The organism is Paenibacillus taichungensis, assembly GCF_050994985.1.
Lineage (GTDB): Bacteria > Bacillota > Bacilli > Paenibacillales > Paenibacillaceae > Paenibacillus > Paenibacillus taichungensis.
Genome location: NZ_CP194720.1, coordinates 6,557,703 through 6,569,339 on the forward strand (window position 1 = coordinate 6,557,703; position 11,637 = coordinate 6,569,339).

At 50.1% G+C, this 11,637-nt stretch carries 6 protein-coding genes; 5 read left to right on the forward strand and 1 reads right to left on the reverse strand.

The features are described from left to right. Window positions 1-90 precede the first annotated feature (90 nt). Window positions 91-1,023: a hypothetical protein gene (locus ACR1R9_RS29565; protein WP_099857405.1), complete on the reverse strand. Its 933-nt coding sequence runs from the start codon at window positions 1,021-1,023 to the stop codon at window positions 91-93. A gap of 433 nt (window positions 1,024-1,456) precedes the next feature. Between ACR1R9_RS29565 and ACR1R9_RS29570 the strand changes: the two genes are divergently transcribed. The 5 genes from ACR1R9_RS29570 to ACR1R9_RS29590 all read left to right on the forward strand — a co-directional run bounded on the left by ACR1R9_RS29570 (window position 1,457) and on the right by ACR1R9_RS29590 (window position 11,627). After that, entirely contained in the window at window positions 1,457-3,250 is a 1,794-nt protein-coding gene (locus ACR1R9_RS29570) for a vWA domain-containing protein (protein WP_175381456.1), read from the forward strand. A gap of 276 nt (window positions 3,251-3,526) precedes the next feature. Then, window positions 3,527-6,916, forward strand: a complete 3,390-nt coding sequence (locus ACR1R9_RS29575) for a tubulin-like doman-containing protein (protein ID WP_433922081.1) — start codon at window positions 3,527-3,529, stop codon at window positions 6,914-6,916. 1 nt (window position 6,917) lies between these two features. After that, complete coding sequence (locus ACR1R9_RS29580) at window positions 6,918-9,449, forward strand: transcription initiation factor TFIID (RefSeq protein ID WP_433922080.1); 2,532 nt, start codon at window positions 6,918-6,920, stop codon at window positions 9,447-9,449. Window positions 9,450-9,675: 226 nt separating this feature from the next. Then, window positions 9,676-10,959 carry a vWA domain-containing protein gene (locus ACR1R9_RS29585; RefSeq protein ID WP_163758177.1) on the forward strand — a complete coding sequence of 428 codons (1,284 nt, stop codon included), beginning with the start codon at window positions 9,676-9,678 and terminating at the stop codon, window positions 10,957-10,959. Between the two features lie 20 nt (window positions 10,960-10,979). Further along, on the forward strand, window positions 10,980-11,627 hold the full coding sequence (locus tag ACR1R9_RS29590; RefSeq protein ID WP_099857415.1) for a beta-mannanase: 648 nt from the start codon (window positions 10,980-10,982) through the stop codon (window positions 11,625-11,627). Window positions 11,628-11,637 lie beyond the last annotated feature (10 nt).

Consider the following 11,637-nt stretch of genomic DNA (forward strand, 5'->3'; position numbering starts at 1 on the left):
ACGCATGCAGGGGTAAATGAATTTTGGTTCGTCTATATAACAGGGATTGAGTTTGCACTAATTTACATTTCGAGACCATTTACTACAGTTCTACACACGAACATCTGCGTACGAATCCCGATATTTCTCGTTATAGACCCGACCAACCGACTCCGCCAGACCACCGCGTGCCTTACCAGGATACAGCTCCAGAGTTCGATAGAGCCGCATAAACCGATCTTTGGGCATAAAGCGCGCGTAGCGGGTAATAAGACTTGGGAACAACTCAATATATTTACTTTTCCGTACAGCAGCGGCAGCTACAGCTGTCAGAATCTGAATCCCGTTGTGCAACTGCAAAATATTCACTTCGTACGTGGCGATATACCTGATCGCATCTTCACGGACCAATTCGGGCTTCAGCCGTGCGATTTCACCGATATATTCAGCGAGCAGCCGCTCGAAGCTGCGCAGCAGCAGAGGTTTGAGCTGCAGATCCATATCACTGCGCAGTACAAAGGATTGCAGCAGCGCAACCTGCTGCAGACGAATCCGGTCGTTATAGACGAGTGAACCGATTTCCCTGAGCATTTCATAGGCGAGCGCTTCATCCTGCTTGCGCGCTTCTGCGACAAGAGCCCAATTCCGGTTAATGCCTTGGCGAATCGCTTCCTCATCCTGACGCAGCATGCGTTTAAGTTCACGCTGCTGTTCGACTTGGAAGGATCGCTTTTGCATGAAGATCAATCCAGCCAGAAGCAGCAGGGAGACGCTGGCCGCCGCCATCGTTTGGTCTATGGTTTCACCAAAATAGGTAGCAACCGCACCAAGTATTACTGTGATGAACAGGTCGCGTGCGATCCGGCGTTTCACGCGGGAAGAGGCGCGTTCTTCCACTGTAGCAAGGGTGCCGCGCCCACAGGCAGTACAGTGATCCTCCCACAGGCAGGTATACTGGCCGCACCGCTTGCAGACACGCAACTTTTGAAACGCATGCGTTGTTCTTATAAAAGGTCTGATGGATACAACTTGTTTAGTGCTCATGCTCAATCACGCTCGCCATTCAGAATAGTGTAGAGGGTTCGATCGGCATCTTCCCGGGAAACGGGTTTGCGCCGATGAAGCAGGAACGCAATCACCTTTATAATGACAAAAAGAAACAATATGGCGAGGCATCCGTATGTAACCATAATCCGTTCCTTTCTAGGCATAGTTAAAATATGCGTAGTTATAATGTTTACTGATCAAGTCGTTATATTGCAGTTTGCTGGCAATAACTATATCATATTTCCATAGTTGGAACTTTCATGCCAGTTAATGACGTGAATTCGTCGATTTTTGTCAGTCATTACAAAACTGTAACTGAAGATAGGGGTGCTTTTCAGAATTTATTAGTAGACTGTTAAGATTTCCTTAAGGCTTGACGCCTATAATAAACTATTCCCATTTTAATCTCAAACGTGAAGGAGTACACCCAATGCTGCGGACAAGCAAAATACGCTGGCTCAGCGGAACTCTGGTTCTGCTGGCATTTCTAACGCTGCTGCTACCTCAGGCGTTGCTGCCACATGCTGCAGCGGCTCAGGCACAGACAAGCGGAATCGATGCGGTACTTGTAGCCGATGTAAGTAATTCAATGAATACAAGTGACCGTGACAAGATCAGCAATGAAGCCATGAAAATGTTTATTGATATGCTGCCGGTCCAGGGGGACAAGGTAGGGATTGTCGCTTACACCGATCAGGTGGAGCGGGAAAAGGCATTGCTGGAGATTCAGTCCGATGCGGACAAGAGCAGCCTGAAAGATTTTATTGATCAGCTCGGCCGAGGGCCATATACCGATATCTCTGTCGGAGTGGCTGAAGCAGTGAATGTGCTGAACCATGGGGCAGACGCATCTCACTCACCAATGATCGTGCTGCTGGCTGACGGCAACAACGATTTTAACAAAACGAAAGGTCGCACCCAGTCTCAGTCCGATGCGGATCTGGCAAAAGCCGTCAAGGAAGCACAGGATCAGGGGATTCCCGTCTATACGATTGGACTGAACGCAGACGGCAAATTGAACAAGGACGCACTTGCAGATCTGGCTCAGCAGACCGGAGGCAAGTCTTTTATCACAGATACACCGGATGATCTACCCCAGATTCTGAGTGAGATTTTCGCTGATCATGCCAAACTGAATGTCGTGAAGCTGCCCTCCATTACAGGAAACGGCAGTTATCAGGAAGTTACCGTGAACGTACCGAACGACAGTGTACTTGAAGCCAACATCTCAATTATGTCTTCAAAACAAGTCCAGATTGAATTGACCGATCCTTCTGGCAAGGCCGTAGATCTCAACTCTGACGCAGCCAAGCTCTCGACTTCGAAGAGTTATTCCTTGGTGAAGCTGCTCAAGCCTCAGGAAGGCGACTGGAAACTTCGGGTAAAAGGGGCTCCGAAAGACAGCATCGATATCAACCTGTTGTTCAACTATGATCTCCAGCTCGTTGTGGACCCAATTAAGACCAAGTCCTATACGAAGGGCGACAAAGTGGATCTGACCGCCAAGCTAGAGAATGGAGGACAGCCTCTACAGGATAATGATCTGTATGCCGATATGAAGGCGACATTGGTCGTAAACGATCAGGATACAGGCAAAAGCACGGAGCAGCCGCTCGAAAACACGGGCTCCGGGTTCGCCGGAACGTTCGAAGTGCCGGACAACCATAACTACGAGCTTGTTATCCGTGCAGAAGAAGACAGCTTCTACCGGGAAAGTGCTCCAATTACGATCAATGCGGGCGGAGCAGCCGGTAGCGGAACTCAGCCAACGACTCCTGCGGGCGATCAGGACAAGCCGTTTCCATGGATGCCTGTTATTTTGGGCGTGATCGCCTTGATCGTGGTAGCTGTGGGTGTATGGTTCCTGCTAGGCTGGTTGAAACGCAAAAACCGTGGATTTGTCGGACAGATGGTTGTCGAAATTCGCGATGAGAATACCGGGGACAAGTCGTACCCGCAATATAAAAAGCTGGCATCCTTCCGGGGCAGATTCCATCTGCACCAGCTGTTACAACTAGACCCTGAATTGAAGGAAACCGAGAAATATGTATTTACACCCAGCAATGGGGATCGAATTATAATTCGCAACACCGCAGGCGGAACGCTGGAGAAATCCGGCCGTGCCGTTGATGCAAGCTCAGGCGTTGAACTGAAGAACGGTGACCGACTGAGCATCCCGCTGCAACAGGCGGATAAGACCATTTTAATTGAGTATCTGGTGTGAAGAATTATGGCCTAAGTGAATGTAAGCTATAAATTTGATCTAACCATTTACACAAGAACGTAGAGGACAGAAATAACCTGAAGAAGCGGAGTTAAAAGCTTTCTGAAAGAAAGCTGCTTCGTAAGCATATGCTGCGCCCTTATCCCCAGATTTTCACCTTTGTAAAATAAATCAAAAAATCAGGGGATAACAGCGATCGGAAGGTTGTTCTGTCATCGGAGTAGCAAGTGTAATTATGTTGTAGTTCCGACTGCGTTAATCTAAGGAGGACAACGAATGAAACCGATTGTTAGAGAACATATTCAGCAACTGGATGTATCGCTTGGCGGAGGTATTGTCAGTGAGAAGATCAGAGTCGATACGATTGATAACCCGATTCTGATTATCGGTCTTGGAGGAACAGGTATTGATGCGCTGTTGCGTCTTAAATACCAGATTAACCGACGTTTCAAGTTGCCACAGGACCCGGTATCCAAGAAAAAAATGGACAAACCGTCCAACGTGGAGTTTCTTGCTTTTGAAACCAACGAACAGGATCGCGCCAAAAAGTATAAAGGCATCGGACTCGATCCAATTAATGAATTCGTATTGCTGTCCAATGCCGAGATTGGTGGATTGCTTCAGAACCGCAGCGTATTGGAGCCGTATATTACGGACTGGCTGTCTCCGGAGTTGAGCATCACCGATGGCATGAACGGCGCTGCAGGGGTGCGCCAGGCTGGACGACTGCTGCTTTTCACGAAGATTAACCAGGTCGTGCAGGCGATCGACAAAAAGATCAAAACATTATCTGTAGGCACCAACAAGAAACTGATGGTGTTCCTGCTGACAGGTCTTTCCGGCGGTACGGGCAGTGGTTGCTTCCTCGATATTTCCTATATTGTGCGCGGGATTATCGAACGCGATCACGGCTCTGCCGGGATTGACCGCGTGAACACGCTTGGATATCTGTTCACCCCAGACGTGAACCTGTCCAACAAAAGCTTGAGTGAGCACACTCGTGAGTACATCCGCAAGAATGGATACGCTGCGCTCAAGGAACTGGATTATTGGATGAACGTGGATAGCCGGGGGGAGCGTTTCTCTCAGAAATACGGCAACATTCTGACGGTGAATTCACCGTTGCCACCGTTCAACTTGTGTCATCTGATTTCCGCAACCAACACGGAAGGCAAACTGCTGGAGAACGCCTATGATTACTGCATGAACGTCACCGCCGAGAACATCACCAACTTTATGGCGAGTGAGGAAAAGCAATCCGGCGAGGAGTTTGCCATCCACGATTATATTAGCAACATTCGCACGAACATTGCACAAATGAACAAAGCCTATCCGGCCAACTATGATTACAACATTATCGGTGCATCCTCGGCGGTACTACCGATTGAAGAAATGACGACTTATCTGGCTTACCGCATGTTCGACAAAATGAACACCATGTTCTCCAAAGCACCGAACCAGGAGGATACCGAGAAGTTTGCCCGCAAGCTGGGCATTGATCTCGAAAGTGTGGTCAAGTCCTTTGAAGCCCGTGTGCCGGAGCCGCTGCCAGGTTACCAGAACAGTGAGCGTCTCTCCTATGGCAATGTGGTGAAATCACAGGTCGTGAACATGGACACCGAACTGGAGCAGAACTTCCTGGCTCGTGCCCGTGAAGAATATATCAAGGCGAAGAAGCAGTTGCCGGGAGAAATTGCGGGTCAGTTCACCGAACAGATCCGGCGTATGTTTTTGCATCCCGAACAGGGTCCGTTCTATGTCTCCCGTCTGATCTACACGGAAAAAGGCTTCTGTGTGCTGAAGATGATTCAGTCATACATTGAAACCTTGCGTGAGAATGCCTTCCGCATTCCGCGTGACATTGAGGCCGCTCAGGAGCAGTCCGAAGAGAAGCTGGGCGATGCGAAGAGTGCGTTTGTCTCCAAAGAGAAGAAGAAGAATGCTTATATTGAAGCAAAAATTCATGAGTACTGGCTGCACGCCGATGTGGAACGCAATGATCAGATGATCGAGTTCTACGAGGACCTGTACGAATTGCTGAACCAGGAGAACAGCCGCATTTATAACGTATTTACTGAAACGCTGAACGCACTTAGCTCGATCTTCTCCAAAAACGGGGATATCCTGACACGCGGCGAAGAACAGTCCGATCACAAAGGCAACAAAACGTATTACTGGAACGTTGTAAGTGTGCCGGATATCGTCAGTGTGGTGGATGGACTGCTGGACAAGCGCGATACGGATGATCTGATCCGTGACTTCTCGCGTGAATTGCTGGAGAACTCCAGCCAGTGGGTGAAAGAAAACGAGATCGATATCGTCAGCTCCATCTCTGATTTCCTAACTGAGAAGTTCGGAGATCTGATTACCCGCTCGATGGAGGACTTCCTGGTTATCAAATATGGACAGGACGAGTCGGTCGAGAAATTCGTGGAACGCTTCATTGCAGGCAAACTGGATGATGAGGCAGTTCCGGTGTTCAATCTGAGCAACAGCACAGGCAGTCTGCATTTCCCATCCTGGGGATTCGTATCGGTGCCGGCACAGGCGCCGGGCATTCTGAGAGGGATTCGCAATTATCAGAATAATGCGGTGGGCAAATCTCATTTTACCGTTAAGGAAAGTGAAGTGCGCAACCGAATCTTCTGGCTGAACACTCGCAACGGGGTACCATTGTTTGTGTACACACCACTCAAAGTATATGAGGAAAGTTATGAACGTACCATTTTGGACAAAGAAGGTATCGGACGCCATCTGGTGCAAACTGAGAAGAACAACTGGACCTATCTGCCGTCGCCAATTCCAGAAAAGTCATGGGGAGATGTGTATGAGAACGCCCGGGTGAAGCAGTACAATGCCCGTGTACGTACCGAATTCGAGAAGGCGCTTGGATACAACATTGTGACAGCCAAATCCATTGATGAGAATACAAGCAACCGCTATGCAATTGTGACAACGGAACCGTTTGACCTGTCTGCGAAGCTGGGTGCCTACGACATGCGCCTGACGTCCACCACCCCGAACCTGGGTGAAGTGAAGCGGGCAGTTATTGAATTGAAACGCCTGCAATCCGAAGGATTACCAAGGGTGTCGGTGAAGGACATTTTCGGAAGTATTAATGAAGATATGGCCAAAGAAAACCTGGTGCGTTCCCCGCAGCTTATCGCGCGGGTACGTGAAGAACTGGCGAAGATGAACGCCATCTCGGCCAAAGTCGCCGAGCTGGAAGGCATTCTCGCCCAGCATCAGGACGAGGAGCAGTGGTATGACCGCTTCATCGAAGCACTATACACCGATACCATCGTGAAGAAAGGCGCGCTGTACGTCTATGATCGTGATCCGGAAGAAGACGCGTGGGAGCCGTTTGCGAACCTGATGAAGAGCCGTAACTTTGCCGAATATGAAGTGTTTGGCAACTTCCGTGGACTGGCAGAGAAGGATCGCAGCACGTTGCTGCGCAAAGCTTCCCGCCGTGATAATGACCTGACCGCTTCTGAAGACATCACGCCACTGCTTACGAAATTGGATGATCTGGCTGCATTGTTCATGGAGTCCCGTGATCGTCTGGAATACGAGCGAGTGGAACTGGCGAACGGGGAAGACATCTACCAGTTCTACAGAACGATGTCATCGAAACTGAATGACATTCGCAGAAGGCTGAAGTAAGATGGCGGCCGGGATGGAGTTCAGCTCGAACAATGCTCTGAAACGCAATCTGGAGAAGTATGCAGCACAGTATGCAACTGAGCAGGAGCGTCAAGGCAGCCTGGGTGATGGTCGCAGCAGCATCCATTACCCCGCGTTGTTCCTGTTTGTGGGTGACCAGGTCGCTCCGGCAGTGTCTGCTGTCCAGGAAATCAACCGGCTGAAGTGGGATAACGGAGAAGGCGTAGTCTATGTACAGATTGGAACGGAAAATCAGGAGCATGCCCGACATCGTGACCATGACCCCGCACAAACGAAGCATGACCATTACAGCGATGGTGCTCATTCAGGATATGCGCGTGTTAACGGCGGGAGTGATGCAAGGAATGGCAGCACTTCTGATGATGGTCAGGTGACCCGTCACGTGCTTCCCTTGTCCACCATACAGACGGATCGACCTTCCAAAACGCTTCGCAAGGATGTGCATCGCAGTTTTCACGATTCAGATCAGGCACTCTTTGGTCTGAATCGTACCTTGCGGCGGGTGAGTAATCGTATTGCCGAATATGGACGCCTATATTCATCGTTCGATCGAATTTACGTGAACGTTGTGACCAGAGCAGATGATCCATTGAATGTATTGTTGCCGGAGCTTACCAAGCTAACTGAGACGATACTGGCTCAATCCTTCAAGTCGGTACAGACCGATTTGCATGTGCTGGTCAGCGAGATGGAGCAGGTCGATTCCTTCGGTTATGCAAGCGCGGCGGGACTCGCTTTTCTGCGGGAACTGGATTACATGCAGGGGCTGGACTATACGTTCAATGGCAATCTGCTGGTTACGGAGGACGGTATCTCCATTCCGGTTACGCATCCTGCTTCTCCGTTATTCGATCTCGTATATATTTTGTCAGACAAGAACGAGCGGGGAACCGGTGTCCCTGGCGGGTGGATCGAAAATGCCGAGATCATCTGCCGAATCTGCCTGCTCAAGAACCGGAAGCAGGATGGAGATAACTCTGGTTCAGTGACAAGCACAGGGGCCAACACGTATAACAATACATCGTTCAAAAATAACATCCGTACGACCTCGGATCAGCATGGTTATGCCAGTGCAGGTTTTGCCGAGATTAGACGGCCGAACAAACCTATTGCACTCGCGGTGTTGTATCATCTATATCGTTATTTGCTTGAACGGATGCGGCAGGAACCCGAGTGGAGCATCAAGGACAAGCTCGCCTTTTTCGGACTGGATGGGGCTTCGGTAGAGCGCAAAGTGGAAGGGATTCTTCCCGATGAGGATCTGGTGAGCGGCATGAGCGGCATTATGACGCATAACGTCAGCTTCTCCGATCTGAAGCCGCTCTCGCTGCGTGAAGCGGAGAGAGCACTGTTCGGGCAGGGGGCAGAGGCGTACTTCCGTGATAACGTGGTCCGTCTTGCCGAGGAACGAGTACGTCAGCGCAGCACAGAAGGTTCCCTTCGTCGTAAAGCTGAGCAATCACGTACGGAGCATCCTGAGGTTGGCTATTTTCAGTGGGCCGCTTGGAGTGACAATGGGTTCGGCAGCGTGCGTGAGGCTTTGCTTGGACTGATTCGTGATAAATCGGTGCAGCTTGAATCTGCACGTGCCTTGCTTGAGCAGCGTCAGCAGGAGCGGGCAGAGGATCAATCGTTCAAACGGGCCTTGTTCCGTGACAAACAGAACGTGCGCAACTTAATCGATTGTTTGCTGGAGCGCGTGTATGTGCCCAAAGTTGAATTGCTGCGCTTGGAGAATGAATTGCAGCTGCTTCGTGTCTACGACACAGAGATGGAACAACTGCATACGTTCAGCCGGAGCGTAACGGAAACACTGGCAACGCTGGAACGTGTTTTGCGTGAGACAGCGGTAGAGAGCATAGCTGCTGCAGATGAATATATCGGTCAGAACGTAATGGAGTACTATGGCAAAGTGACGGAAGTGTTAATCGCAGATTTGGAAGCGAAGCGTGGACGGGATGTCTGGTTCGAGGACCGCTATATGGGGGACATGAACCGGCTTGCCACAGAAGGAAACGAGCGACTCCTGCAACGCCTGATGGAGGTATGTCATGTGATGCTGCTTACAGCAGAACCGCTCCGGGTACCTTTCGAAGAAGAATTGCTGTTACGGGCGAATGTTACCATTACGTATGGCGACAAAAATGTACTGACCCGTGATGATCTGTTCCGCCGATTGTATCGCACACTGGAGGAACAGGCAGTCGTTCGGGTAAGAGTATTCGACTATACGCAGGAACATCGTTATGAAGAAAAATATTTCTTTGGTGATCACCATAGTGCCTTCATGGACTATGCGGCGCATGCCGAAGAAACGTCACGGATCTATAAGCTGGGTGTGGTATACGAAGAACGGAGCAGTGGTGTGGAGAAGCTGAATCTGATGGGGGGCTTCCATCTGGAAGACCTGATGGTGTATCGCAATGGTCGGGTGTATTACGATTCGTATACGGAGAATGGTTATGAGCTCCATCCCTCCGATCTGGCCGAGAAGCTGTCACCCATGCGTTAAAACATAAGGCTGTATCTTATATGGACGGATGGGAGGTACAGATGGATGACGGAACCAGGGGCCTGAAGCCGGGCAAAGTGCATCTTATTGGCTCGCTGTATCCGGGAGTGGCTTGACGTCGTCGATCTGTTTTCCGTTCATGAACATGAAATTTCTTGTTTTTCTTCATCCGGTTTCGTATTAATTCAGCCGTTCATCGGCTGGTTTGGAAAGGATGCATGCAAACATGCAGCGAAAAATTAATCTTCTCCTGGTCCTGTTCAGCCTAATTGGCGGAGCTGTGGGCTTTGCGGCTGGAGAAATCATGCTGCGTCAATGGCTCGGGGAAATGCCCCGTCTATTGCTGATGGGACTATACTTTGGCGTGTTGGCGCTTAGCGTCGGATTATTCTGTTTACTCGCAGAGATGATCTCGCCAAAGCTGAACGGAGCTTCTTGGAAGCTGCGATATCTGGGACTATCTTGGAAACTGCTTGTTCCAGCAACGCTGGCGCTGTTGTTTGTCGTCGGACTTGCCCTGCAATTGCTGTATCAGATTAACCCAGGCGGTGTGAAGCAAGTCAAGGATATCGTGCTGATGATCGATAACTCAGGCAGTATGAGTGAGACAGACCCGGATAACGGTCGCTTTGAAGCGGCCAAAACACTGATCAGCCAAATGGAAAGCGATAAACAGGTGGCTGTGATTACCTTTGATGATCAACCCGAGCTGCTCCAGTCGTTCACCCCGTTGGACAGCGAAGCTGCTAAAAAAGAGGTGTACAGCAAAATAGACAGCATCGTGACGACCTCGGGCGGGACTAATTTCGATGCAGTACTGCGGGAAGCGATGGAGCAGATTAAGGGCAAACAGGACCCGAAACGCGGAACGGTAGCAATCCTGTTATCCGATGGATTCAGTGATGCAGACACATCCAGCATTTTGTCTGAGTATGCGAATGAACAGATTGCCGTCAATACGGTAGGTCTGAGTCTGGTGGACCCTTCCGGAACCGACTTGCTTCGTCATATCGCACAGCAAACGGGCGGTATGTACTATGATGTGCCGGATTCCGGGGGACTTAATCTGGCATTCCAGCAAATTTACGATACGATTGATGAACGAACGCTGGTGACCGAACGTACAGGCATGATGGAGCACAGTACGTATCTGGCTATTTTCCGAGTGGTTGCCTTACTGTTGATTGGTGTCGCACTGGGCGTGTCGCTCGGACTTGTATTCGATAATCGTCATCTCGCACTCAGTTTCGGAATTGGGGGTGCCGTGTCTGGTTTATTGGCAGGACTTCTGCTCGAATGGGGCCTGGACGGATCAACGGTTGGCGATACATTTGTAAGATTTGGAGCGATGCTCATCTTATCTGGTGTGTTAACCCTGTTCAGCTGGATCATTCCGATCAAGGAAAATACACCGCGGAAGACGCGTGGACGCCGCGATGCTGGCGGAGGAACCAATTCGGTGGAAGGATTCGGTCAGCGGGCAAGAGATTCGCGCAGCAAAGGATTTTAACGTCTGGAGGTAGGCGATAGATGCGTTTTACGGATGCAGACCCTTCAGCGCCCCTGATTCGCAGACTGACACTTGCAGTGGATGAGAGCCAGTGTACACTTCGCTGGCTCTGGCCAGAGAGCGTGGAAGCTGTATATGTTGAACGGCTGGAGCTCGATATGATGGGTGATGATCGTACCGGGGAACAGGCTGCACAGGGCAAACTGAAGTTATACACAAAAGAAGAATATAAGGCGAGCAATGGATATATGGATCGAATCACGGGTTTTGGTGCCATCCGTTATACAGTGTATGTGTGTCAGATGGAGGAGGAAGGGCCAGTTCTGGTGCGTCAGCGTGATGGAGACAACACGGTAGTTGCCAGTGCAGGCAAGGCGGATATTCACTTTTCGATCCGATACAAGAGCGGTTTTTTTCAGAAACGAAAAAGTGTATTGATGACCGTTACAACGGAAGCACCTGTTCCGAAGGAGGCGCTCTGTTATGTTCGCAAGCAAGGCGGAGTTCCGTTGAATAAGGAAGATGGCACGGTGTACCCTTTTGTGAGTGATTTTGCTCCCGGGAGAAATGAAATGCCACCCGTCGAGGTAGCCAAGGACGATTACGTGAGGCTATTCTTCACGGACGGACCAAAGTATGGAGCCGCCTTTAGGCTTATATCAGACTAGATGGTTAGGC